The organism is Novosphingobium fuchskuhlense (genome assembly GCF_001519075.1).
Taxonomy (GTDB): Bacteria; Pseudomonadota; Alphaproteobacteria; order Sphingomonadales; family Sphingomonadaceae; genus Novosphingobium; species Novosphingobium fuchskuhlense.
This window is the reverse complement of the sequence record NZ_KQ954245.1, coordinates 286,384-311,128: the sequence shown is the minus strand read 5'-3', so window position 1 is coordinate 311,128 and position 24,745 is coordinate 286,384. Positions and strand designations below refer to the sequence as shown.

The 24,745-nt window shown below is 67.5% G+C and carries 22 protein-coding genes, 1 tRNA gene and 1 pseudogene; 7 read left to right on the top strand and 17 right to left on the bottom strand.

The window, feature by feature from the left end:
* Positions 1 to 58 precede the first annotated feature (58 nt).
* On the bottom strand, positions 59 to 1,351 hold the full coding sequence (locus AQZ52_RS11330) for a S8 family serine peptidase (RefSeq protein ID WP_082697881.1): 1,293 nt from the start codon (positions 1,349 to 1,351) through the stop codon (positions 59 to 61).
* A 130-nt stretch (positions 1,352 to 1,481) separates the two neighbouring features.
* On the opposite strand from AQZ52_RS11330, the gene AQZ52_RS11325 reads away from it, so the two are divergent.
* Positions 1,482 to 2,012 (top strand): sigma-70 family RNA polymerase sigma factor, encoded by a 531-nt coding sequence (locus AQZ52_RS11325; protein ID WP_067910621.1) that lies wholly within the window; start codon positions 1,482 to 1,484, stop codon positions 2,010 to 2,012.
* The gene (locus AQZ52_RS11320) at positions 2,012 to 2,686 is read left to right on the top strand and encodes a hypothetical protein (RefSeq protein ID WP_240481601.1); all 675 of its coding nucleotides are present in this window, start codon (positions 2,012 to 2,014) and stop codon (positions 2,684 to 2,686) included. Before AQZ52_RS11325 ends, AQZ52_RS11320 begins: the two co-directional genes overlap by 1 nt.
* 40 nt (positions 2,687 to 2,726) lie before the next feature.
* Here AQZ52_RS11320 and AQZ52_RS11315 read toward each other — a convergent pair whose 3' ends face one another.
* The 9 genes from AQZ52_RS11315 to AQZ52_RS11275 form a co-directional block, all read right to left on the bottom strand.
* Positions 2,727 to 3,719: a hypothetical protein gene (locus tag AQZ52_RS11315; RefSeq protein ID WP_067910614.1), complete on the bottom strand. Its 993-nt coding sequence runs from the start codon at positions 3,717 to 3,719 to the stop codon at positions 2,727 to 2,729.
* A 63-nt stretch (positions 3,720 to 3,782) separates the two neighbouring features.
* Positions 3,783 to 5,564: a protein-disulfide reductase DsbD family protein gene (locus AQZ52_RS11310; RefSeq protein ID WP_067910611.1), complete on the bottom strand. Its 1,782-nt coding sequence runs from the start codon at positions 5,562 to 5,564 to the stop codon at positions 3,783 to 3,785.
* 20 nt (positions 5,565 to 5,584) lie between these two features.
* Entirely contained in the window at positions 5,585 to 6,994 is a 1,410-nt protein-coding gene (locus tag AQZ52_RS11305; RefSeq protein ID WP_067910608.1) for a DUF3570 domain-containing protein, read from the bottom strand.
* A complete protein-coding gene (locus tag AQZ52_RS11300) occupies positions 6,985 to 7,206 on the bottom strand; it encodes a DUF4266 domain-containing protein (RefSeq protein ID WP_067910605.1) in 222 nt (73 codons plus the stop codon). Before AQZ52_RS11300 ends, AQZ52_RS11305 begins: the two co-directional genes overlap by 10 nt.
* Positions 7,207 to 7,208: 2 nt before the next feature.
* Positions 7,209 to 7,688, bottom strand: a complete 480-nt coding sequence (locus AQZ52_RS11295; RefSeq protein WP_067910603.1) for a TlpA disulfide reductase family protein — start codon at positions 7,686 to 7,688, stop codon at positions 7,209 to 7,211.
* A gap of 59 nt (positions 7,689 to 7,747) precedes the next feature.
* Positions 7,748 to 8,539, bottom strand: coding sequence for a calcium-binding protein (locus tag AQZ52_RS18555; RefSeq protein WP_067910600.1), 792 nt, complete (start codon positions 8,537 to 8,539; stop codon positions 7,748 to 7,750).
* Positions 8,540 to 8,652: 113 nt separating this feature from the next.
* Entirely contained in the window at positions 8,653 to 9,246 is a 594-nt protein-coding gene (locus AQZ52_RS11285) for a TetR/AcrR family transcriptional regulator (protein ID WP_067910597.1), read from the bottom strand.
* Between the two features lie 35 nt (positions 9,247 to 9,281).
* Positions 9,282 to 10,685, bottom strand: coding sequence for an APC family permease (locus AQZ52_RS11280; RefSeq protein ID WP_067910594.1), 1,404 nt, complete (start codon positions 10,683 to 10,685; stop codon positions 9,282 to 9,284).
* Positions 10,685 to 12,328 carry a phytoene desaturase family protein gene (locus AQZ52_RS11275; protein WP_067910591.1) on the bottom strand — a complete coding sequence of 548 codons (1,644 nt, stop codon included), beginning with the start codon at positions 12,326 to 12,328 and terminating at the stop codon, positions 10,685 to 10,687. The genes AQZ52_RS11280 and AQZ52_RS11275 overlap by 1 nt, the downstream gene beginning before the upstream one ends.
* A 96-nt stretch (positions 12,329 to 12,424) precedes the next feature.
* On the opposite strand from AQZ52_RS11275, the gene AQZ52_RS11270 reads away from it, so the two are divergent.
* Together AQZ52_RS11270 and AQZ52_RS11265 are read left to right on the top strand one after the other, a co-directional pair.
* Positions 12,425 to 13,561 (top strand): aromatic ring-hydroxylating oxygenase subunit alpha, encoded by a 1,137-nt coding sequence (locus AQZ52_RS11270; RefSeq protein WP_205626471.1) that lies wholly within the window; start codon positions 12,425 to 12,427, stop codon positions 13,559 to 13,561.
* A gap of 345 nt (positions 13,562 to 13,906) precedes the next feature.
* Positions 13,907 to 14,326, top strand: a pseudogene (locus AQZ52_RS11265) (heme-binding protein); the annotation flags it as partial.
* A 7-nt stretch (positions 14,327 to 14,333) separates the two neighbouring features.
* Here the strand turns inward: AQZ52_RS11265 and AQZ52_RS11260 are convergent.
* Positions 14,334 to 14,423: transfer RNA gene (locus tag AQZ52_RS11260), tRNA-Ser, on the bottom strand.
* 166 nt (positions 14,424 to 14,589) lie between these two features.
* Between AQZ52_RS11260 and hspQ the strand changes: the two genes are divergently transcribed.
* On the top strand, positions 14,590 to 14,970 hold the full coding sequence (gene hspQ, locus AQZ52_RS11255; RefSeq protein ID WP_067910586.1) for a heat shock protein HspQ: 381 nt from the start codon (positions 14,590 to 14,592) through the stop codon (positions 14,968 to 14,970).
* A gap of 76 nt (positions 14,971 to 15,046) precedes the next feature.
* Here hspQ and AQZ52_RS11250 read toward each other — a convergent pair whose 3' ends face one another.
* Positions 15,047 to 15,931, bottom strand: coding sequence for an ABC transporter permease (locus AQZ52_RS11250; RefSeq protein ID WP_067912044.1), 885 nt, complete (start codon positions 15,929 to 15,931; stop codon positions 15,047 to 15,049).
* A 126-nt stretch (positions 15,932 to 16,057) separates the two neighbouring features.
* Here AQZ52_RS11250 and AQZ52_RS11245 point away from each other — a divergent pair, with 126 nt between their 5' ends.
* Positions 16,058 to 16,825, top strand: a complete 768-nt coding sequence (locus AQZ52_RS11245; RefSeq protein ID WP_067910584.1) for a GcrA family cell cycle regulator — start codon at positions 16,058 to 16,060, stop codon at positions 16,823 to 16,825.
* 81 nt (positions 16,826 to 16,906) lie between these two features.
* The gene (locus AQZ52_RS11240; protein ID WP_240481598.1) at positions 16,907 to 18,103 is read left to right on the top strand and encodes a GGDEF domain-containing protein; all 1,197 of its coding nucleotides are present in this window, start codon (positions 16,907 to 16,909) and stop codon (positions 18,101 to 18,103) included.
* Here the strand turns inward: AQZ52_RS11240 and AQZ52_RS11235 are convergent.
* From AQZ52_RS11235 to truB, 5 genes are all read right to left on the bottom strand, one after another.
* Positions 18,060 to 18,866, bottom strand: coding sequence for a DUF3142 domain-containing protein (locus AQZ52_RS11235; RefSeq protein WP_240481596.1), 807 nt, complete (start codon positions 18,864 to 18,866; stop codon positions 18,060 to 18,062). The genes AQZ52_RS11240 and AQZ52_RS11235 overlap by 44 nt on opposite strands.
* Complete coding sequence (locus tag AQZ52_RS11230) at positions 18,836 to 20,959, bottom strand: PA5441 family protein (RefSeq protein WP_067910578.1); 2,124 nt, start codon at positions 20,957 to 20,959, stop codon at positions 18,836 to 18,838. The genes AQZ52_RS11235 and AQZ52_RS11230 overlap by 31 nt, the downstream gene beginning before the upstream one ends.
* A gap of 124 nt (positions 20,960 to 21,083) precedes the next feature.
* Positions 21,084 to 23,390: a polyribonucleotide nucleotidyltransferase gene (gene pnp, locus AQZ52_RS11225; RefSeq protein WP_067910575.1), complete on the bottom strand. Its 2,307-nt coding sequence runs from the start codon at positions 23,388 to 23,390 to the stop codon at positions 21,084 to 21,086.
* 171 nt (positions 23,391 to 23,561) lie between these two features.
* Positions 23,562 to 23,831, bottom strand: a complete 270-nt coding sequence (rpsO, locus tag AQZ52_RS11220; protein WP_067910572.1) for a 30S ribosomal protein S15 — start codon at positions 23,829 to 23,831, stop codon at positions 23,562 to 23,564.
* A gap of 5 nt (positions 23,832 to 23,836) precedes the next feature.
* Entirely contained in the window at positions 23,837 to 24,736 is a 900-nt protein-coding gene (gene truB / locus AQZ52_RS11215; RefSeq protein ID WP_067910568.1) for a tRNA pseudouridine(55) synthase TruB, read from the bottom strand.
* Positions 24,737 to 24,745: the final 9 nt, after the last annotated feature.

The window sequence follows — 24,745 nt, the reverse complement described above, 5'->3', positions numbered from 1 at the left end:
CTCCCCGAATCCGTGGAGGAATTGGCCGATGCCGTGGGCATTTCGCCCCGGACGCTGCTCAATCGATGTAGCCGTGCCCGTAAGTCTCGTCATAACCCGGCGCACCGAGATCGCGCGCAGACCTGACCAGCGCGTCGATGCAAGCGGGGCCGCTGCGACCTTCGGCGCGGCACTGCGCCAGCCTTGCGGCAATCACCGGCGCGGCGAACGAGGTGCCCGAATAACGCGCATAGCCGCCCGCGGACGCCGCCGCGAGCACACCGACGCCCTGGGCCGCGACGCCGATGTAGCGGCCGTGGTTGGCATAGCGGTAGATCCTGAGCGCCGGATCGACTGCCGTTACCGCGACCACGCCGGGCAAGGCTGCAGGAAAGACGGGCGGCGCGGCCGGGCCATCGTTGCCTGCCGCCGCCACGATGATGTGGCCCTTCGCGCCCGCCAGCGAGACCATCTTCTGCAAAACGGCATTGGGCGGACCGGCAATGCTCATGTTGATCACCGGCGCACCCTGCCCCAGCAGCCATTCCATCGCCTCGACCAGACTGTCGAGCGAGGTGAAGGGCCGCCCGGCGGGGCCGCGAAAGATGTTGGCGCTGTAGATGGTCGTCGCGCCACGCCCGGCCAGCAGTGAGGCAACCGCTGTACCATGCTGCGCGGCGGCGGGGACGGACGGTGCCTCGCCCCCGCTCCAGGCGACGACTTTGGCCGCGGCCAGCGCAGGGTGGCGCACGACGGCGGTATCGATCATCCCCACCGGGAAGCCGGATGCGGCAGCTGCGGGCACTGCGGCCTTGCGTTCGGGCTTGCCCTTGCCGCGTCCGGCAAGGCCGAGGCCGTAGTAATGGTCGTAGTCGATGACAGCGCCGGGCGCTGCCGCCCGCACTTCGCCGATGGCCGCGCGCAGGCTGCGGCCATGCGGCACGCCCAGCCGCACGACATCCTCGCCCAGCGCGGCCAGCGTCTTGCGGCTGACCACGCGGTAGCCGGCAGCGACCAGATGCTGCTCGGCGGAGGCCGGCAGCGAAAACGCGATGACCTCGCCCTGCCGCACGGGATTGCCGGCCTCGTCGCGGTCGGCGCCTTCATCGCGAATGGCATCGGCCTGCCACCCGGCATCGGCAGCGGCTTGTGCCATGCCATCGCGGCTCTCGCTCTCGCGCGTTTCGCTTTCTCGGCTCTCGCGCGCTTCGCGTTCGCGCGGCTCGGGCATCTCGCGGATTTCGCGCGGCTCGGCCACTTCGCGGTGCTCGCTGGCCTCGCGCTCCTGCGCCTGCAGCGGGGATGCAGCGGGCAGGCACAGCGCGGCAAGCACCGCGAGCCATGCCACACCGCTGATCCACTGCTTGTTCATTCCTTGCCCTTATCGCCACCCCTTGCGTGCGACAACGCCTCGCCGCCGCTTGTATTCCCTGGCCGGGAACGTGTGGCTTAAAGATTAATACGGGAATAAGCATCCCGCGCCGTCGTTGTGGTGGAGGACAATGGGACCAAACCGATCTGGAGCAACCGGATTGCAGACGCGCATTATCGCGCTGCTCCCCCGCTTGCGCCGATTTTGCGAAGGTCTCGCAGGATCGCCACACGATGGAGACGACTTGATGCAGGCCACGGTTGAACGCGCGTTGGGACGCGCGCACCTCTTCGATGAGGACACCCGGCTCGACAGCTGGATGTATCGCATCGCGCAGAACCTGCATATCGACCGGGGGCGCAGCCTCAAGCGGCGCGGCACCAGCGTCGATCTGGAGCATGCCGAGGAACTGACCGGAGATGACGGGCGCGCGATCACCGAAGCGCGGTCCGATCTCGCCGCCGCGCAGCGCGTGCTGCAGGCGCTGCCCGAGGACCAGCGTGCGACCTTCCTGCTCGTCGTGGTCGAGGGGCTGAGCTACCGCGAGGCGGCGGAGGCGATGGAGGTGCAGATCGGCACGGTGATGAGCCGGATCGCCCGCGCGCGGCAGCGCATTGCCGAGGAACTTGCGCCGCTGCGGCGGCAGGAGGCAGCACGATGATGAGCGAGGACGAACGGCTTGCCGCCTGGCTTGATGGCGCGCTGCCGCCCGAGGAAGCCGAAGCCTTTGCCGCCGCGCTCGAACGCGATCCTGCGCTGGCCGCACGTGCCGGGGAATGGGCCGCAAACGACCGCGCCCTGGCGGGGGCATTGTTCGCGAACGAGCGCCCGATCGATGACGATCTCATCGCGCGGATGGGGCTGGCGACAACCCCCGTCGCGGCCAACGACAATCCGCGCAGGGGACGCTTCGGCTGGCTTGCGGCGGGCTCGGCCGTAGCGGCGAGCCTTGCGGCGGCACTGGTCTTCACGCTGCGCCCCGCAGCCCCCGTCGACGACCTCTCCGGTGCGCTCGAACGGACCGCCTCGCTCGGCAATGCAAAACTGGCGAACGGCCGCACGATCACGCCGCTGCTGACGGTGCGCGCCGCCGACGGACGCTGGTGCCGCGAATACCGCGAGGATGAGGATACCGCGCTGGCCTGCCGGACCGGCAGCGGACGCTGGACGATCGAGGCGCGCGCCCATGCCGGTGCCGCGCCCGATGCTGGCGCCATAGCGGTGGCGGGCGGTGCCGATCCGGCACCGCTGGAAGGGGCCTACCAGCGGCTCAAGGCGTCTGATCCGGTCAGCGCGGCAGACGAGAAAGCGCTGATCGGGAAAGGCTGGCAGTAAAGCGCTGGACGTATGGGGGCCTTGGGCTGCGCCGGCAGCCTCAGGGCCGCCAGACGAGCGTCAGCCCGCCTATCGTATCGGCGCTGCGCTGCGAAAAGCCGGTGCCGCCATAGGCCTGCAGGCGCAGTTGGCGGCTGAGCCGCGCGCTGACCCACAACGTTCCCTCGCTGATCGGTCCGTGCCCGCGCGTTGCCGATTGGAGCCAGTCGTAATCCGCGCCGAGCGTGAGGACCGGGCTCAGCGCCTGACTGACGCCTGCCCCGAAACCCCAGCCATCGCGGACCGGAAAGCGCACATTGCGCCCGAGGAAGCGCCGCCGCGCGCTGGCATAAAGCGTGGTGCCGCCAAATGTGCCGACCAGATCCGCCGCCAGCGTCACGTCCACCTTGCCGGTGCCGATCCCCTTGCGCGAAGACGCAGTCGGCAGCTTAACGCGGCTGCGCGGTTCGAGCGCCAGATGTTCGCCAAGCGGCAGGCTGTAGGCCAGGGTGACCGTGGTATCGCCGAGGCCGCCACGATTGCGGCGCGCTACCGGCGTGACGGCACCGCCAGTGCCAGTGCCAGTGCCAGTGCCGGTTCCGGTATCTGTGCCGGTCCCGGCGCCGGTCCCCTCGCCTTCCCCCGATCCGCTGGCCGAGCCGGAGCCGGAGCCGCTGCCGCTACTGCCGCCCTCGCTCTCGGTTTCCGGCTCGCTGGCCACGCCGCTGCCGCTGCTTCCGCTGCTGCCGCTACCCGATGCGCCGCTGCCGCTGCCGTCGAGCAGTGTGCCGGGGCCGCGCAAATGGACATAGGCCGTGGTCACTTTCACGCTGAAGCGCGCGTGGGTGTATTTGACGGAAACAGGTGCGGTGACGATCTCGGTCCGCGCGGACTGGCCATATGTGCCATCGACGTAGGTGGTGCCCACACTCACGCGCACGCTGTCCGTGCCGGGCTCACCGCCCGGTTGGGCCAAGGCGGCCACGGGGGCGGCCAATACGAAAAGGGCGAGCCCTGCCCTGCGCAGATGCCGCTGCTTGCGATCCCGAACCATCAACCCTTCCCTTTTGCCTTTGGCCGCGTCTCTGCAACGGACGCGGCCAAAGGGCAAGGCGGGTCAGGAGCTACGCGTCAGCCCGGCCAGCAGATCGGTCGAAAGCACTTGCGGAAGTTCGCGCGCATCGCCGTGTGCCGGATACCACAGATAGAGCGGCACCCCGGCGCGGCCGTGCGCCTTGAGGAAGCGGCTGATCGCAGGGTCCTGCCGGGTCCAATCGCCGCGCAGCACCGAAACGCCGCCTGCCGCAAAAGCCCGCGCGACGGTCGGCGTATCGAGTGCGGTGGCCTCGTTGACCTTGCAGGTGAGGCACCAGTCGGCGGTCAGGTAGACGAACACCGGGTGCCCTTCGCGGCGCAAGGCCTCGAGCCGGCTCTCGGTAAAGGGCTGGCTGCCGAGCGAATCCGCCACGGCCGCATCGGTCGCGGCAGCCGGCGCGGCAACCACGCCCAGCGCGATCACCGGCAGCGCGGTGCTGGCCAGGACCAGCGCGGGCAGCCCATGTTTGCCGCCGCGCTGGCGCACGCCGTACCACCACAGCGCTAGGCCCATAAGCAGCACGGCACCCAGCGCCGTGGTCATCGCGCCGATCCCGGCCTGCCGCCCGACCAGCCAGGCAAGGCCGAGCGCGGTTGCGAACATCGGCACGGCCAGCACGTGGCGCAGCACGACCATCCATTGACCGGGACGCGGGATCAGCCGCCGCGCAGGGGCCCAGAAGCCAAGCAGCAGGAATGGCAGCGCCATGCCGAGACCAAGCCCGGCAAACACGCCAAGGGCAGCGAGCGGCGGCATGACGAGCGCTGCACCCAGCGCGCCGGCCATGAACGGGCCGGTGCACGGTGTCGCGATGAAGGCCGCGAGTGCACCGGTCGCCAGCGAGCCGGTGAAGCCGGAACCGGGCTTGCCGCTGACGCTCAGCGAGGGGAGCTCGAACAGGCCGGCCATGTTGAGTGCGATCGCGCTGACCAGCAGGAGGAGCCCGGCCACGACGGTGGGGTTCTGGAGCTGGAACGCCCAACCTGCCGCGCTGCCGGCGCCGCGCAGCACAAGCAGCGCGCCGCCCAGTGCGAGCACGGTGCCGATCACCCCGGCGCTATAGCCCAGGGCTTCGCTGCGGGCATGGGCCGCGCTGCCGCCGGAGCGGGCCAGTGCCATGGCCTTGAGGCTGAGGATCGGGAACACGCAGGGCATGAGGTTCAGGATCAAGCCGCCCAGCAGCGCCGCACCGAAGGCGAGCGCGTAAGTGGCAAGGTCGAATGCGGCGGCTGCAGGAGCGGGCGGCAGCTTGGTGGCGGCGGGCGGTGCGATGGCGGCGCGCGCCTTGGCGAAGAGCGCGGCCTGTTCAGGATCGGGCGTGCCAGTCCCGATGGTCAGGGGCAGCTCGAGGTCGACCGGATCGGGGACGCATGAGCCTTCCGAGCAGACGAGCAGATCGAGATTGACGCGCAGCGGCAGTGCGGTTCCTGCCGCAAGGCCCTTGGGCAGATGCAGGTCCTGCAGCAGTACGACATCGCCTTCGTGGACATTGCTGACGAGGCCGGAAAGCACGAGCCGCTTCGTCGGCGGATGCCGCAGTTCGCCTTCGGTCACCCCCGCTGGGGCCGTCCATGTAGCGGCAGGCGCATAGCCGGTATCGCCGGGATTGGGCCCGTAGATATGCCACCCGTCCTTGAGGGTGATGTGGAACGCGGCGGTCACCGTGTCGCCTGCCGCAGGCTCGCGGCTCTCGGCGACGAGTTCCGCCCGGTAGTGCGCATGTTCGGCAGGTGCGGCCGCAGCCGGCACGGCCAGCAGCAGTGCGGTAATCGGCGCGAGCAGTGCTCTGGCCCGGATTTTCATGACGGCAATCCCATGTTCGGTCAGCGGAAGGTCACGCGCAGCCCGGTGATCAGGCTTACCGACTTCGAGCCGGCGAAGAGATCGGTCCGTGCCAGCGTGCCCGGCGCGGTGCGATCGAAGCGCTGGCCTTCCTGGATGTAGCGCTCCGCCGCGCCATAGATTTCGAGGTTGGGTGCGATCTTCGCCCCGGCCTTTATCCCGAAAGTCCAGGCATGGAACGCGCCAAGCCGGCTGTCGGCGCTGACGAAATCGGGCGTGATCTCATCAATCAGCAGATAGTGGCGGAAGAACCGCGCACCGGTCTGTCGATAATAGCGGATGCCGGGTTCGACATAGGCGCTGCGCCCGAGCGGAGCGTGCTCGGACAGCGCGAAGGTCCAAGACTTTATGCCCCAACTGTCCCGGTACCAGCGCACAGAGGCGTCTGTCACCGCAGAGCCCAGCGCGAACTTGGTCCCGGCATAGATGCTATCGCGCACGCGGCGATCCGGCCGCTTCTCGTAGACATAGGCAAAGGGATCGCCGCTGGCGCTATCGACCAGCGAGACCAGCTTGTAGGGATCGGTCTGATAGCCGGTCGAGACGCCGTGGCTCCAGTTGAGCTGGGCCAGCCAGCCCGGGGTGAGCACTTGCGTCAGCCCCGCAACGAAGCTGGAGACGACCTTGTGGCGGCCGGTGCCGACCACGGTTTCGCCCATGCTGGCCAGCGCGCGGGGGATGCCCGTGAAGGGTTTGACGCTGTCGCGCTCGTAGTTGTAGCCGAGCGAGAGCGTGGTGTTCTTGTTGAACAGCTCCTTGGCGAGGCTGGCGCGGCCCGAATACGAGGTGAAGTCCATCTCCCACGAACCCGCCCCGCCCATGCTGAGCTTGAGCCCGCTCGCCACCGGTACGGTCACGCCAAGGTCGACGGCCTTGCGCCTGTCCTTGAAGCCCGCATCGACCGGGAGGCGGCCGCGCTTGATCTCGTAGATGCCCGAGGCGCCGGTGGTGGTATCGCCCGCGTGCTCGCGGGTGGAGGCGGCGGGCAGATGGCCGCCGCGCTGGGTCGGCGGGCGGAAGGTCTGCACGACGTTGCGGCTGCGCGCCGCGCCGTTTGGTGTCGCGCCCGTCAGCGAATCATAGACGAACTTGCCCGAAATGACCGTGCCATTGGCGCGGTTCCAGGTCAGGCCGGTCTCGGATTCGATCACCCGAACGCGGCTTTCGTCCTCCTGATAATAGAGCACTGCGGTATCGGCGACGAGCGTACCGGCCTCGCTCGAGGTCTCGTCATAGGCATTGGGCGCGGCCTCCCCCGTCTGGGGAGCCGTCTGCGGTGCGGCCTGGGGGGCTGCTTCCGGCGCTGTCTGCGCAGCGAGTGGCGCAGCGCCAAGAAGCGCGCCCGCCAGCGCACCAAGCGTGCCGGCAATGCGGGGGCCGGTCAGTTGCATCCGCAGCCTCCGCCATCGAAGCTGCGCCCGCCCGAGGCCGCTTCCTTGCTGAAATAGGTATGCTCGTCGAAGGCCATGATCGCCGGCTCGCGCGCAAGCTGCATCGATTTGCGCGCAAGGACATCACGCTGCCACGGCTGCGCACCGATGTGGGCGCATCCGGACAGCGCAGCGAGCGCGAAGAGGGCGGCGCCTGCGCGAATGCGGGCCATGCTCACTTCTCCCGCACCAACTGGGCGACATGCCCCTCGTATTCGACCGCCTTGCCGGGGAAGAATCCCTGATGGCGGAAGCGCATCGTGCCCTTGCGGTCGAACACCAGCGACGTCGGCATGTCGGCCACCTTCCAGGTCTTGGCGAGGTTGCCGGCGGGATCGTAGACCACCGGCAGGGTCCCATGGACCTGCCGAAGGAAGGCCTCTGCCGCAGGGCGCTGACGATCGAGGTTGATCGTCACAACCGCGACATCGCCCGCCGGATAGCGCGCGGCGAGGCTCTGCATGAACGGGAACGAGAGCTTGCACGGCCCGCACCACGAGGCCCAGAAATCGACGTAGACGACCTTGCCGCGATACTTGGCGAGATCGAGCGCGACCGTATCGGCGCGCGCGGCCAAGGGCGCCACGGCGACAAGCGCGGCGCAGACACCCAGAAGCGAGCGGCGGGCGAACCGCCGCGAGAGAGGATCGAGCATGCAATATATCTCCGGCCGGCGCGGGGCCTGCCCCGTGCCGGCGTGGTCAGGGATCGAGGCTATAGAACAAAATCGCTTGCCGACAGGGTATGGACCCCGTCCAGCTTGATACAGAAATCTGCCACCGTGTCGCCGTTCACGTTGCCGTAGACATAGGTGTTGCCCCCCGTGACGACATAGCGCAGCTCGCCCCCGGTGTGGTTGTGGAAGCTGTTGGTGCCGATGAAATGAAACGCCTGGTTGCCGCCGCCGCCATACCCGCTCGCAGAAACCACCGCGTCGATCTGGTTGAGATCGATGTGATCGCCCGCCGTGAAATCGACGATCGTATCCGCCTTGCTCGATGTGTGGCTGGAAAAATCGCTGGTCGACAGGAAGAAAAACGTGTCCTTGCCGGCACCGCCGGTCACGATGTCCATGCCCGAGCCACCGACGATCTGGTCGTTCCCGGCGCCGCCGTCGATCTTGTCTTTCCCGGCAAGCCCCCACAGCGTGTTGTCCGCGGCGTTGCCCGTCAGCGTGTTGTCCAGTGCATTGCCGGCACCGTTGATCGCGGACGTGCCGCCGAGCAGCAGGTTTTCGACATTGGCGGTCAGCTGATAGCTGATCAGGGCGTTGACCGTATCGGTGCCCTCGCCGGCTTTCTCGATCACCTTGTCGCCGGCATTGTCGACGAAATAGGTGTCGTTGCCGAGGCCGCCGGTCATCGTATCAGCACCCGCGCCACCATCGAGCTTGTCGTTTCCGGCGAGCCCGGTGAGCGTATCATTGCCGCCCAGCCCCAGAAGTGTGTCGGCGAGATCGGTGCCGGTCAGGGTATCGACGCCAGAGGTTCCTGTGATCTTTGACATGATCTGCCTTTCGGTTCGTTCTGCGCTGGCCCGGCCCGGCAATTGCCTGACGGGACTTCCTGAACCGACAACGCCGGCCGCCAGCATTTATTCCAAAGTTTTTTGTGCGCGGCTCAAAGGGCGAAGAGGCGCCGCGCGGCTGCGTCGCACAAGGCGATGCAGCGCTCACGCGGGGTGCGCTGGTCCGAAAGGTAGTATTCGATCCAGAGGCCATCGAGCACGGCTGAAAGCAGCGCAATGGCATCGGCCATCGGCAGGGCTCCGGGCGCCGTCGGCAACTGGCCGACAAGGCGTGCCAGCAGCGCCCGCTGGCGCAGATTGAAGCTGTCCGAAACCGCCGCGAAATCGGCCCGGCTGCGCGCCTGCTGCCAGAACACCATCCACGCGCCGATGATCTCGGGTCCGGCCCAGTCATCCGAAAACACCGCGACGAAATAGCGGTGCAGCGCTTGCCGCGGGTCTGCCGCATGGGGCAGCGCCGCCGCCTCGAGTTGGGTGAGCATGTCCTCGCAGAGCTGCTCATAGGTCTCGAGCAGAAGGTTGTCCGGATTGCGGAAATAGTGGCGCAGCAGCCCGTGGCTTACCCCGGCCTGGCGGCAGATCTCGCGGCCTGTCGCGCCCTTGGCTCCCAGTCGGGCCAGGCAGCTGACTGTCGCCGCGACGAGGTCCGCCCGCCGCACGACCGGCGACGCGCGGCGGCGGCGCACCTTGGCCGGCTCTGCGGGGGCAAGGTTGGCCAGGATCAGGCTGCCCGCCGCGCCGCGCGCTGGCCGAGGATGTAGACCACGCTGCCACTGCCCAGCAGCACGGCGGTGAGCCCGAGAATCTTAATCACGGCCAGCAGCTTGTTCGGTTCATCCGGGGCCGGAAAGGCGGCGAGAACCAGCGCGACGAGCGTCGTGGCGAGGCCGAGGCAGGCAAACAGGATCGAGGTCACGCGCCCGCCGGGCAGCCGGGTCACACCATGCTCGGCAGGACGACCCTGCAGGCGGATCACCGCCAGAAAGACAAGCGCGAACGGCAGGAAGGCGGCGATGATACCCATGCTCACCAGCACGTCATACGCGCCTTTCACGCCCGTGCCAGCCTGTCCCAGGATGCACAGCACCGCGCCGAGGCCGCCCTGCACGAGGATCGCGACGTAGGGCGTGCCCCACTTGGGATGGACCCTGGCAAAGACCGGCGGGAGCAGCCGGTCGATCCCGACGGCAAAGGGAATCCGCGCGGCGCAGGACAGGAACCCGCTCGCCGCGCCGAGATTGCCCAGCGTGATGAGCAGTGCAAGCGGCACCACGATCCAGCCCGCCCCCACCTTCTGTGCCGCCACCGCGCCCGCCTGGATCAGGCCCTGCAGTGTGTTGACCTCGCCAGCAGGCATCGCCAGCAGCACCGCGAAGGTGCCGATGATGTAGCATGAGACGATCACCACGCCGGCGATCGGCAGGGCGCGCGGAATGGTGCGGCGGGGCTCGCGGATCTCGCCGCTCATGAACGAGGCCGTCTCCGCGCCCGAAAGCGCAAAGGCAATCGCCGCCCACATGATCATGTGCTGGATATCGAACACCGGTACGAACGCGGCGGGCGTGAAGCGTGTGGCCGAACCGAACTGCCACCACGCGGCGAAGCCCAGCACGATCACGATGAGGGCCGGCCCCCACATGCCGACCGCTCCCAGATTGTGCAGCCAGCGCCCGAAGCGCAGGCCGAAGATGTTGATCGCGGTGATAAAGGCGAGCGCGGTGAGCGCAAAGCCCATGAAGAACACGGGATTGCCGCGCAGGAACTGCAGGCTCTCGCCACCGATATAGAGCGCGTTGCCCGCGTCGAAATAGAGCACGCTGGGAAAATAGGGCAGGTTCGAGGTGAAATAGCTCCACCCCGCCATGAAGCCCACGTAGGGCCCGAAGGCCTCGCGGGTCCAGATATAGAGCCCGCCTTCCTGCGGGTAGCGCGACGAGAGCTCGACGATGGCGAGCACGAACGGCAGGTAGAAGCACAGCATCGCGCCGATCCAGACGAGGATCGAGCTTGGCCCGAAGGCGGCTGCCGTCGCGATCCAGCGCAGGCTCACGCCGGTCACGACATAGAACATCGCAAGATCGGCAACGCCCATCACCTTTGGCGGATGGGGGGCGCCGCCGGCCATCAGCGGCGGTCCTGCGTCGTTCTGGCCTGCCGTTTGGTGTCGCGCAGCACCTGCTTCGCCGCATTATGCCCCGGCGCACCGGTCACGCCGCCGCCCGGGTGCGCGCCTGCGCCGCACAGGTAAAGCCCCTCGACCGGCGTTCGGTATTGCGACCAGCGCGGCACCGGGCGCATCGAGAACAGCGCGCCGGGGTGCAGATCGCCATGGAAGATATTGCCCTCGGTGAGGCCATAGATCCGCTCAAGGTCCAGCGGGGTCAGCATGACCCGGCCAAGGATCAGCTCGCGCAGGTTCGGCATGTGCCGGCTGATCTGGTCGATGATCGCGTCCGCCAGCGCCTCGCGCTTCTCGTCCCAGGTGCCCTCGCGCAGTTCATAGGGCAGATACTGGATGAAGCAGGTCAGCATGTGATGCCCCGGCGGGCAGAGGCTGTCGTCGACAAGGCTGGGGATCACGCAATCGATCCACAATTCGTCCGGCACGGCGCCGAAACGCGCCGCATCTGCGCAGCGCTGCGCCCCTTCCAATGTGGGCGCGATGGTCAGCAGCGCGCGTTCGAGCGGCGTGGCATCGCTCGCGCGGCCGATGACAGTGGGTTCGCCCGACAGCGCGATGTTGAGCTTGGCCGCCGGCCCGCCCATCTTGATCGCGGCGATATCGCGGCGGAAATCATCGGGGAGATCGGCCTTGGCCAGCAGCGTCAGGAACGTGCGCTTGGGATCGGCGTTGGACAGCACGACACGCCCGCGCACCTGCCGCCCGTCGATGAGGGTGACCCCCGTCGCGCGGCCCTGATAGACGTCGATGCTGCCCACCGGTGCGCTCGTCTCGATCACCGCGCCAAAGCTGCGCGCCGCGGCGGCAATCGCGCCCGAAACCGAACCCATGCCGCCCATGACATGGCCGTTGAAGCCCTGCACCGCATCGTCGCCACCTGCCAGCAGGTGGAACAGCAGCCCGACCGCCGAGCCCGGCTCATAGGGCCCGCCGTGCTTGCCATAGACGTTGTTCGCCAGGATCATTCGCTTGGCGGCATCGGATTCGAAGTGCCGGTCAAGGAACTCGCCCAGGCTGCCGGTGAGGAACTGCACCATCTCGCCGATCTCGGTGCCCTTGATGCGGCGGAAGCGGCGGACCATCCGCAATCCCTCGCGCAGCCGGTCAAGCCCGCGTGCGGCAAGGTCTGGCGGGGATTCGAGGAAGAAGGGCTGAAGATAGGCGGCAAGCGCCTTCAGCTTGCGCTCGACATCGAGAAAGGCCTCGGCGTCGCGCGCGGAAAACCGGGCGATTTCCTGCGCGGTGCGCGCAGGGTCAGCCCACCAGCGGATGATCTCGGCCTCGCCTGCGTCATTCGGCCCGAGCGGCACCGTCAGGATCGGATCGCAGGCCACCATGCGCAGCCCGTGGCGGCCGAGATCGAGATCCCGGATCACCGTCGGCATCAGCATCGAGGCGATGTAGGACGTAAACGACACGCGGTGGCCGGGAATGACCTCCTCGGTCACGCAGGCACCGCCGACGATGGGGCGCGCTTCCAGCACCAGCACCGAACGCCCGGCCTTTGCCAGATAGGCCGCCGCGGTCAGGCCGTTGTGCCCCGCCCCCACGACAATCGCGTCCCAGACCTTGCTCGTCACATCCATGGCCGCGCTGCCTGTCCTTTTCGCTTTCCGGCTGGATGACTGCCGCAATGCCGCTTATAAGGCAAGCGTCTAATAAGCGATGCGGAGCAAGCGGCGATGAACGTTCAGCAGGCCAATGGCGGGATGGAAAAGTCGCTTGAAAGCGCCGCCTATCTGACGGCCGAGGCCCACGTGCGCGACAGGGCGGCGATTTTCCACCGCCAATGGCTGTGCGCAGGGCGCGAGGAAGACATGCCTGCCCCCGGCGATCACAAGGTGCTCGATGTGGCGGGCGAAAGCGTGATCGTGGTGCGCGGCAAGGAAGGCGCGCTCCATGCGCACTACAACGTCTGCCGCCACCGCGGCGCGCGGATGTGCGATGCGACCAGCGACGCGCGCTGGGGCGTCACGCTTGATGCCGGCGTGGTGGGCCGTACGATGATCCGCTGCCCCTACCACGGCTGGTCCTACGCGCTCGATGGCCGCCTGCTGGCCGCCCCGCAGCTGCAGGATACCCCCGGCTTCGACAAGAGCCAGTTCCCGCTGCACCCCGTCGGCGTGCAGAGCTGGGGCGGCTTCATCTTCCTCAACCTGTCACCCGATACAGCGCCCGATTTCGCTGCAGGCCTCGCCGATCCCGCGCGGCGCCTCGGCAACTATCCGCTCGCCGATCTCGTAACCGCGCGGACCATCCGCTACGAGCTGAACGCCAACTGGAAGCTGATCCTCGAGAATTACAACGAGTGCTACCATTGCCCGGGCGTCCATCCGGAACTGACGGCAATCGTCCCAGCTTTCCGCACACGCGGCGGCATCGACCTCGACTGGGAAGCCGGCATCCCCCACCGCGAGGGTGCGGTGACCTATACCTGGGACGGCACCACCCGCCGCGCGCCCTTCCCCGGCCTCTCCGAAGAGGAAAAGGTGCGCCACAAGGGCGAGCTGATCTATCCCAACCTCATGCTGAGCGTGAGCTGCGACCATGCCGCCGCCTTCCTGCTCTGGCCCCTCGCTGCTGACCGCACGCTGATCGAATGCCGCTTCCTGTTCCACCCCGACGAGGTGGCCAAGGCCGATTTCGACCCGTCGGACGCGGTGGACTTCTGGGATCTCGTCAACCGGCAGGACTGGGCCGTTTGCGAACGCGTCCAGTCCGGCATCGCCGCGCGCGTCCACACCCACGGTTACTACGCCCCGATCGAAGACCTCAGCCTCGATATCCGGCGCTACATTGAAGGATGCGGGGAACCCTGAGCGGCAGCATGCACAGCTGCTGGCCAGCGCCGCGTTGCGGGTCCAGGCTCGACAGCCTGAGGGCCGCCGACGGGAGAAGATGCCGATGAAATATCGCGTGATCCTGCTGGCTGCGGTTGCTGCTCTGGCGACTTCCGCGCTGGCCGGGCCCTCGGGCGGCCGCCCGTGGCAGGATCTGCCGGCCGGCCCGCAATCGCTGCCCGGCGATAACCTCCCGCCCTTCGGCATGCTCGACGCGCATGGCAAGCTGCCCCCTCCCCCGCCGCTGCCGCCGGGCACGGTCCTCCACGATCCCTCCGCGCCGCCCGAGCGCACGGCGCGGGGGCCGCATATGCGAAGGCGGAAGCGCTGGCACGCGCCGCCGTGGTCGCCTGCGCTGCCAAAGGCTACGCTGTCGGCGCGGCGGTGGTCGACAGCAAGGGCGAGGCGCGCGCCATGCTATCGGGCGAACGCGCCGATGGCAGCCATGTCTTCGTCGCAATGCGCAAGGCGCAGGTTGCCATCGCCTTTGGCATGCCGAGCAGCGCGGCGCGGGACCTTGTCGCGCGCGATCCGGCACAGCTGACCAAAGTGACTCCGACGATGTTCGTCGAAGGCGGCGCGGTGCCGCTCTACATGATGGGCGAGCTCATGGGCGCAGTCGCCGTCAGCGGGGCCGCAGGTCCAGTGATCGGCGCGGCTGACGAGGCCTGCGCACGCGAGGCGCTGCGGGCTGTGCCAGACCTCACGGCGGAACGGCCATCGTCTCCTCCGGCCGGAACTTGAAGGCACTTGGCGGAGAGGCAGGGATTCGAACCCTGGATACGGTCACCCGTATGCCGCATTTCGAGTGCGGTGCATTCGACCACTCTGCCACCTCTCCGCGAAGTGTCGTTGAGCCGGCCGTAGCCGTCCCGGTCGAGGAAGCGCGCCGTTAGCGCATGGCCCCGCGCTTGCCAAGGGGAAACATGTGACACCTCTCCTACAATCCACGGGTCTTGCACCAAGGCTCGCTTGTTTCGCAGCCGCGAAGCCCTATATTCCCGGTCATGGATCGAGCGAGTTTCTTTTCGCCCCAGGCCGGTCGCGAGATCACGGCTCCCCACGTCTCCAGAGCGCGGTTCGCCATTGGCGATGTCGTCCGGCACAAGCTGTTCGACTTCCGCGGGGTCATCTTCGATATCGACCCGGTCTTCGCCAACAGCGAGGAATGGTACGAATCGATCCCTGCCGAAATCCGCCCACCGCGCGAACAGCCGTTCTACCACCTCCTCGCCGAGAACGACGAGAACAGCTACGTCGCCTATGTCAGCCAGCAGAACCTGATGTCCGATGCGGACGGCGGCCCGGTGGACCACCCTTCGGTACACGAGATGTTCGAGGCTTTCCGCGACGGACGCTACCGCCTGCGCCGCGGCCTCTCGCACTGATGTTGTTGCGTTGACGCGGCGTTGCGGCACCGGGTAGGTGCCGCAACGCCTTCGCAGAGGCGAGGAGCATCCAGAACTAGGCCTTCAGCTTCCAGCCCGACTGGAAGATATAGTAGATCGCCACCCACAGCACGAGATTGAGCACGCCGAGCCCGATCGCGCCGTGCAGCACCGCCTCGTTGGTTGTGCCGATATCGCTCTGGCCCAGGAAACCGAAGCGGAAGCCCGAGATCACGTAGAAGATCGGGTTGAAGCGGCTGATCGTCTGGAACGTCGGCGAAAGATTGCTGATCACGTAGAACGTGCCCGAAAGCATCGACATCGGGGTGATCACGAAGTTGGTGATCGCCGCATTGTGATCAAACTTCTCCGCCCAGAGCGAGGTCAGCACGCCGATCAGCGCAAGCAGGATCGCGCCCATCAGGCCGAACCAGATCACCGCCCAGGGGTGATGCACGGTCAGGTCCACGCCCGGCCAGAACAGCATCGCGCCGGCCACCGCCAGTCCGACCAGGATCGCGCGGGTGACGGCCGCCGCCACCAGCGCCAGGATCAGCTCCGCATTCGAGATCGGCGGCATCAGGTAATCGATGATCGTACCCTGAATCTTGCCGACGAGGAGCCCGAAGCTCGAATTGGCGAAGGAATTGTTGATCATCCCCATCGCGATCAGGCCCGGCGCGACAAACGTGGCGAAGGGCACGCCCAGCACGATGCGCCCGCCGCCGCCCAGCGCCAGTGTGAAAATCATCAGATAGAGCAGTGTTGTCACCGCCGGGGCCCAGATCGTCTGGGTCTGCACCTTGAAGAAGCGACGCACCTCCTTCATATAGAGGGTCCACAGCCCCAAGCGATTGATGCTGCGGAAGCGCAGCTGCCCGGGCGGCGGAAAATCGCCCGCACCGCTGCGTTGCTCGGATAGGGAAGCGGCCCCGCCTTGGGGCATCTGTTGATCGGCCATGGACGGTGCGGTATCGCGCATGCCGGATCAAGGCAAGGCATTGCACCGGACCTGCGCCGCAGCCGGCAGTTTCCACGGGCGAACGGTTCGCGCGGGGCGGCAGGATTTGAAGGATATGAAACGCACATGAGCTGGACGGACGAGCGGATCGAGAAGCTGACCAAGATGTGGGAAGGCGGGGCAACCGCCAGTCAGATCGCCGAAGAACTGGGCGGGGTCAGTCGCAATGCCGTGATCGGCAAGGCCCACCGCCTCGGCCTGAAGGCGCGCCCCTCCCCCGTCAAGCCGAACGAAAAGAGCGAGGCCACTCCGGCGAAACCTGCGCGCAGCGAGACGGAAACGCCGCGATCGCCAGCCGATCTTGCCAGGCTTGTGCGCCGCGAACTGCACCCGCTCGACCCGGTGCCCCCCGCGCCTGAAAACACCCCTACACCGCCCCCCGCGCGCAAGCCGGCGGTCAAGTCCGAACCGTCCACCGATACCGCCCCGCAGGTTGCGGCCCAGGACGGCACAGCAGCGGCCGGCCCGGCGAGCGACACGCCCGCCCCGCCGCCCCAGCCGCGCATCGTCTCAGTCGGCCCCGGCGGGTTCCTGCGTCAGGGCCCCGGCGATCAGCAGGCACCGATCCCCCCTGCCCCGCCCCGCCGCCTCGTGCCCGCCCGGCCAAGCCAGGAAGTGGCCGACAAGACCGGGCTGCTCGATCTCAACGACCGCATCTGCCGCTGGCCGATGGGCCACCCCGGCGAGCCCGATTTCCATTTCTGCGGTGACAAGGTGAACCCCGGCTTCCCGTATTGCGTCGAGCATTGCGGCCGCGCCTATCAGGCGCAGCTGCCGCGCGGCCATCGTCGGCCGCCGCCGCCGATGCCTTTCGGCGGGCCCCGGGTCCGCTGAACCGGCTCGGGCGTTAAGTCCGATACGGTCTAAAAACCCCGGATTTGCGTCACTTTTGCAAGGCCACGTGGTTAATTCCGCGTGGCCTTCGCCGTTCTTGATGACATGAGCGGACAGACAACAGATGAAAACGCGCGCAAGGCGCGTTGGTGGCAGTGGTTCAGCGGCAGCGCCGAAGACGATGCCGCCGAACCGGGTACGGATACCCCGGCACATGGCAACACGCGCGAACTCACCGCGCGCGAGGTATGGCTTCCTGCCAAGCGGCGCATGATCGGCAAGATCGCCGATTTCCTGATCGACCATGATCTCGAGATCCTCCCCGTCACGCTGACGGTCGCTTACGAATGCGTCACCGGCGGCGCGCCGCGGCTGGCCCAGCTGATCCTCGAACGCACCGAGAAGGGTCTGCCGATCACGCTCGGCTGGATCGAGGAGCAGCGCGCCGAAAGCACGCACGAGAAGAACGGCGAGGCGCTTGCCGTGCTGATGAGCCGCCTCGAGGACAGCCTCGACGAATTCAGCAGGACCACCACCGGCGCGCGCACCGCGACGAGCGAATACAGCAGCGCGCTGCGACAGCATGTCGACGAACTGGAAGGCGTCGGCCGTGCGGGCGTGGTGATCACCGAACTCGCCGCGCTCACCCGCGCGATGATGGAGCGCAGCATCGCGATCGAGACCGAGCTGGCCTGCAGCGAGCGCCGCGCACAGGCGCTGCAGACTTCGCTGGAGGAGACCCGGCGCCTCGCGGATATGGACCATCTCACCGGTCTGCCGAACCGCCGCGCGTTCGATCACATGCTCGAGCGCGAGATGCGCGAGGCGCAGGAAAACGGCGAAGCGCTCTGCGTGGCCTTCGTCGATATCGATCACTTCAAGCGCGTCAATGACACCCACGGCCATCCGGCGGGCGACCGCGTGCTCAAGTTCGTCGGCGAGACGCTGAGCCGCATCGCCGATGCGCGCTGCTTTGTGGCGCGCCATGGCGGCGAGGAATTTGCCGTCATCTGGCGCAACCACACGGTTGATAAGGCCTGGAAAAAGCTCGATGCCGCGCGCGAGGAGATCGCCGAGCGCCGGCTCGTCAACCGGGCCAATGACATGCCCTTCGGCAAGATCACCTTCTCGGGCGGCATCGCGGATGTCTTCGCCTATCCGGAAAAGAGCGCGGCGCTCAAGGCGGCGGACGAGGCGCTCTATGCGGCCAAGCAATCGGGCCGCAACCGCATCCTCAAGGCTGGCGAGGACCCCGGGCCCCAGCAACAGGCTGCGTAGCAGGCTGCCTGGAAGGTTTCAGCAGGAACACGACATAGCCGGCAAATCGCCGGTCACGCGCAAGCGCAGGCGGCGGCGCCCACTCGCCACCTTCGACCAGCGCGATCTTGTGGATCAGCGGCAGGGTGTCGATATGCCGGAACCAGTCGGCATAGCCGGGGATCGTGTGGCGGCCCTGATAGGTCTGGATCACCACTTCGTCGACCAGCCCCGCCAGCCGCGCCAGTTCGGCCGGATCGCCGTTCGCGCTCCAGTCCATGAGCCCGGTGATCGACAGCCGCGTGCCGGGCGGCAGTTCCCGCCGCACGCTCTCGAGGAACGCGCGGTAGCGATCCAGTCCGGGCGTCGCTGCATCAAAGTCGATCTGCAGCCCTTCCAGCCTGCCAGCCGCCGCGCGCCAGCGGGCCAGCATGGCGCGCACCGCGTCCCAGGTGCGCCCATCCCAGTCGAGCCGTTCGGTGCGCACCGTCAGCCATACGGCCGCCGTCTGCACCCGCGGCGGCCCTGCGCGCATGGGGGTCATCCGCACCGGTCCGCCGCGCCGCACTTCGCCGCCGAGAATGTAGAGTTCGCGGGCGCGGGCGACGGCGGGTGGCGGCGGCACCCCGGCCCAGAGGAAGAAGCGGTCATGCCGCGCCGGATCGACCGGCTGCGGCTGCGGCTGCGGCGCCTGCCGGCACCCCGCTGCCGCCAGCGCCAGCGCGGCCAGCAATGCCGCCCCCGTCCCCGCCTTCACCAGTAGTACTTGAGCTTCTGCGTCCACGCGCTCTTAGGAAACTCGCGCCGCAGCCGGTCGAACCAGGCCTTGCGCTGCGCCACTGGCGCGTCGACACCGCCGCAGCCGTTGTAGCCAGAGGGCGCATAACAGCTCACCGCGCGGAACAGCGCATAGGCGCGCTCGTCCGGCGTGCTGCGCGGATCGCCGATGACCGAGGCGTAGATCGCGCCGCGTGCGAGCGGCGCGCCGCGATAGTCATTGGCCGCCCCGCCCAGCCGCCCGCGCGGCGGCGCCGTGTCGAGCGCGGTAAAGCCGTCAAATCCGTTGAGCCGCCAGAACTCGCCGAGGCACAGCCTGGCGTGGACATCGCGCGGATTGGCGGCAAGCGCGCGGGCTGTGGCGTCGATGGTCGGGCACGCGAAGCCACCCCCCGCCGTGCGCCCCTTGGAGAACAGACCGATCGCCACCGGCGCGCCTGCGCCGATGTTCCAGATCCCCTCGGGCTGGGCGTCCGCGCGCACCAGTGGGAGATTGGCGGCGAACCCGGCATAGTCACCCCGGCTGAGCTGCTTGTAGAGCAGCGTGAACAGCGCGGCATCGCGCTCGTGACGGGGCCGCGCGCCATCGAGCGCGGCGCTGCGCAGCAGCGCGGGTCCGGCGGAATGGGCGAGCAGGATCTCGCGCACATCGCTGTCGGTGATCGGCGAATCCGCCGCAAAGACCTGCGCCAGCTTGCCGTGGCGCTCCCAGTTCATCGCGAGGCCCAGCTCGACCGTGGGGCGCTGCCACAGCGCCTTGGCGCCGCCCATCAGTTCCAGCCAGAAACCCGCCTCGTTGGGATCGCCCTTTGCCGCCAGCGCCTGCCCGCGCAGCACCTGCCGGCTGAACGCGAGCGGGGTGTAGGCGGTGCGCTTGGCATCGTCCGGGATCAGCTGCAGCACACGCGCATAGTCCTTGGCGACGTAGAACGCGTGGTTGGCCTGCAGGAACGCGTAAAGCGCGGGCGCTCGCATGAAGGCGGCCTGCTGGCTGCCCAGTGCCGCCACATCGAGCGGCGTTTCCGCGCCGCCCGTGTCATAGCGGTCGTCGGGATCGGCAACGCGCATTGCCTTAAGATCCGCCGCCGCCAGCAGCAGCAGGCCGCCACCGCGCGGGTCGGGGTTGTCGCTGGTGGAAAGGTACTTGCCGTCCGCTTCGTTGATGAGGTCGACGATCGGCGCGCCGTCTTTCGGGGCGCTCGCCAGCAGGCTTTCATAGCGCTGGCCGAGCGCGGGAAAATCGCCCGCCAGCCACAGCGCGCGTCGCTCCAGCCCCCTGGCGGAATCGGTGTAGCGGCCCTTCGGCCAGGCCTTGAGATAGTCGGCCAATGCCGCCTTGCCGCGCAGGGCCGCCGCCTTGTCGACCGTCTTGAGCCCGTCGAAGAAGCCATATTCGTTGATGCTCTTCGCCAGCGCTGCCCCCAGTTCGGCCCGCGCGACCATGTAGGTCGCGGTCTCGGCAACCCAGGGGTCGGACGCCCCGGCCAGTGCGCGGTAGCCAGTGGCGGCTTCGTCATAGCGCGCGCCATAGAAGGCATCGGAGGCGGCGAGATAGCCAAGGAAGGCCTTGGCTGGCGCGCTGCCGACACGCACTTGCGGGAGCACCGTGGGCAGCGCGCTGTCGCTGCAGCGGGCCACGAGTTTCTCGCGTGCCGTGGTCAGCGCGCCGCGCTCCGCCTCGCCCAGCGCGCGGTTTGCGGCCATCGCGGCGGTGAAGGCCGGGCTCGCCGCCTTGAACCGTTCGCAGGGGCCCGGGGGCGCATCGGCCAGCGGATCGGCCTCGGGCACCCAGCCCCGCGTCGCCAGGCCCCAGTCGAGGAACACATGGCCGAAATCCTCCTCGTCATACGCGTGCTTGGGATAGTCGCCGCCCGTCGCCACACCGCCTGTCAGCCCCAGCCCGGCCGAATCGCGCAGCAGCGCCAGCAGGTTGAGCCGGCTGTCGTTGCCCGGCGCGATGACCACACGGTTGTGGCAGGCCAGTGCACCGCCAAACAGCGACCATGCCGGCTCACACCCCGTATCGGCACAAGCCAGGGCCACCCCCGAAGAGGCCAGCAGCCCCGCCATGATCACGCCCCTGGTGAGCCTCAGCCGCATCGCCCGTCGTCCCTTCCGCTTGTGCTGCCGGACGCATGGTTCCCCGCCCCTCGCGCCAAGGCAAGAAAAAAGGGCCCGCGGTTTTCCGCGAGCCCCTCTTTCAATCGGCCTCACAGCCGGACGATCAGTCGTCCGACTTGAGGAACGCCGGCATGTGATCGCCGCCGCCTTCACCGCCGCCACGCGGACCGCGGTCACGGCCGCCACCGCCATCACGGCGCGGGCCGCGATCACCACCGCGTCCACCAGGGCCACGACGGTCGCCGCCGCGATCACCGCGATCACCACGGTCACCGCGCGGTTCACGCGGCTCGCGGGGCGGACGGGTGTCTTCGAGCTCGGCACCGGTCTCCTGATCGACGACACGCATCGACAGGCGAACCTTGCCGCGCGGATCGATCTCGAGGACCTTGACCTTCACGGCCTGGCCTTCCTTGACGACATCGGTGGGCTTCTCGACCCGCTCGTTGCGCATCTCGGACACGTGGACGAGACCGTCCTTGCCGCCCATGAAGTTCACGAACGCGCCGAAATCGACAATGTTCACGACCTTGCCATCGTAGATCTTGCCGACTTCGGCTTCTTCCACGATGCCGAGGATCCACTTCTTCGCGGCCTCGATCTGGTTGATGTCGGACGAGCTGATCTTGATCAGACCTTCATCGTCGATATCCACCTTGGCGCCGGTTTCAGCGACGATCTCGCGGATCACCTTGCCGCCGGTGCCGATCACTTCGCGGATCTTCGACTTGTCGATCTGGATCGTCTCGATGCGCGGCGCGTGGGCCGAAAGCTCGGTGCGGGCCGAACCCAGCGCCTTGGTCATCTCGTTCAGGATGTGCGCACGGCCTTCGCTCGCCTGATGCAGCGCCTTGGCCATGATCTCGCGCGTGATGCCCGCGATCTTGATGTCCATCTGCATCGTGGTGATGCCCGCGCTGGTGCCGGCCACCTTGAAGTCCATGTCGCCGAGGTGGTCCTCGTCGCCCAGGATGTCCGAAAGGACGGCGAACTCGTCGCCTTCCAGGATCAGACCCATCGCGATGCCCGAAACCGGACGTTCGATCGGAACGCCGGCGTCCATCATCGAAAGGCAGCCGCCGCAGACGGTCGCCATAGACGAGGAACCGTTCGACTCGGTGATGTCCGAGAGAACGCGGATCGTGTAGGGGAAGTCTTCCTTCGAAGGCAGCACCGGGTGCAGCGCGCGCCAGGCGAGCTTGCCGTGGCCCACTTCGCGGCGGCCCGGGGCACCGAAACGCCCAACTTCGCCAACCGAGTACGGCGGGAAGTTGTAGTGCAGCATGAAGCGCTGATACGACAGGCCATCAAGACCGTCGATCATCTGCTCGGCGTCCTTGGTCCCCAGCGTGGTGGTGCAGATCGCCTGGGTTTCACCGCGCGTGAAGAGCGAGGAACCATGCGTGCGCGGCAGGAAACCGACGATCGATTCGATCGGGCGGACCTGCGTGGTGGTGCGCCCGTCGATGCGCGTGCCGTCCTTAAGGATGGCGCCGCGCACGATGTCGGCCTCGACCTTCTTCATGGTCTTCATCGCGACCATCTGGGTCTGCGGACCTTCCTCGGCGAAGGCTTCCTTGGCCTTGGCCCGCGCTTCGTTCAGCGCGTTCGAACGCGCCGACTTGTCGGTGAGCTTGTAGGCTGCGGCCACATCGGCGCCGACAAGCGCCTTGAGCTTGGCCTTGATCTCCGCCGTGTTGTCGGTGAGGTCGATTTCCCAGGGATCCTTGGCGGCCTTCTCGGCCAGATCGATGATCGCGCCGACGACCTTGCGGATCTCGTCATGCGCAAACATGACCGCACCGAGCATTTCGTCTTCGGTCAGTTCCTTGGCTTCGGATTCGACCATCATCACGGCCGCATCGGTGGCGGCGACGACGAGATCGAGACGGCCTTCGGCAACCTGCGACATCGACGGGTTGAGCTGGTACTCGCCGTCCTTGAAGCCGACGCGCGCCGCGCCGATCGGACCCATGAAGGGCACGCCCGAGATGGTGAGCGCAGCCGAGGCGGCGATCATCGCCACGATATCGGGCTCGGTCTCGCCATCATAGCTCAGCACCTGGGCGATGACGTTGATCTCGTTGTAGAAACCTTCGGGGAACAGCGGACGGACCGGACGGTCGATCAGGCGGGAAACCAGCGTTTCCTTTTCCGTCGCGCCGCGCTCACGCTTGAAGAAGCCGCCCGGGATGCGCCCCGCGGCCGAGAACTTTTCCTGATAGTGCACGGTCAGCGGGAAGAAGTCCTGGCCTTCCTTGACCTTCTTGGCGGCAGTCACCGCGCAAAGCACGACTGTTTCGCCATATGTGGCGAGGACCGCGCCGTCAGCCTGACGGGCAATGCGGCCGGTTTCCAGAGTGAGGGTCTTCCCGCCCCACTCCAGCGATACGGTTTTGACGTCGAACATGTGTTTTCCTTCAGCCCGCCGCCCTATTGCGCGCGGGGTTTGCTGCCGGGTGTGCCGTCCCGGTCCGGTGCGGGGCGCTTGTCTGGCCCCATGGGATGCGTCCGTCCGCCGAATTGCGAAACGGGCGCCACATGCAAAAAGCGGCCCGCGTGGGGGCCGCTTTCCGCTTGGTTACTTGCGCAGACCGAGCTTCTGGATGAGGGCATTGTAGCGCGCCACATCCTTCTTCTTGAGATAGTCCAGCAGCGAGCGCCGCTTGTTGACCATCATCAGCAGCCCGCGGCGCGAATGGTTGTCCTTGTGGTGCGCCTTGAAGTGCTCCGTCAGGGTCAGGATGCGGCTGGTGAGGATCGCGACCTGCACTTCGGGCGAACCGGTATCGTTCTTGGCCCGCGCGTTGTCCGCGATGATTTCCTGCTTCTTTTCAGCGGTAACCGACATTGTACTTACTCCGCGACATCGGGAAGGTTGAACCCCCGCGCGACAGTCAGGCTGGAGCCTGATAGCTGAACCAGCGCCACCGGCTTTCCGCCGCTGCGCACCCAGTAAAGCCCGTCGTCATGGGGCAGCCCGTCAAGAACGCGGCCCTGGTGGACCGCTCTTGCCTGCTCGGGCGAAAGGTCAAGAGCCGGGATGTCGACCAGCCCTGCCTCCAGCGGCAAGAGTACGTGTTCAAGGGGTGCGCCCTTACCCACCTCGTTCAATTTGTCCAGCGAAATCGCTTGGGCGAGGCCGAACGGCCCGGCCTTGAGGCGGCGCAGCATGGTGACATGACCGACCGCGCCGAGCGCGTGTGCGATATCGCGCGCGAGGCTGCGGATATAGGTGCCCTTGGAGACGTGGGCGACGAGCGTGACCTCGCCCTCCCCCTCGGCGGTGATCTCCAGCGAATGGATCGTCACCGCGCGGCTCTTCAGTTCCACCGCTTCGCCCGCCCGGGCAAGCTCATAGGCCCGCTCGCCATCCACCTTGATCGCTGAGAAGACCGGCGGCACCTGCTCGATCGGCCCGGTGAAGCGCGGCAGCATCGCCGCGATAGCTGCCGGCGCCGGCCGCACATCGCTTGCCGCGATCACCTTGCCTTCAAGGTCGAGCGTGTCGGTTTCCTCCCCGAAGCGCACCGTGAAGGCATAGGCCTTGCTCGCATCGAGCATACGCCCGGCGAGCTTGGTAGCCTCGCCGATGGCAATGGGAAGTATTCCCGTCGCCAGCGGATCCAGTGTGCCGCCGTGCCCGACCTTGACCTTGCCGTAGCCCGCTTCCCGCAAGTTGCGCTTCACCGCGCCCACGGCCTGGGTGGAGCCGAGACCATGCGGCTTGTCGAGAATGATCCAGCCATTGACCATGCCCGGCGC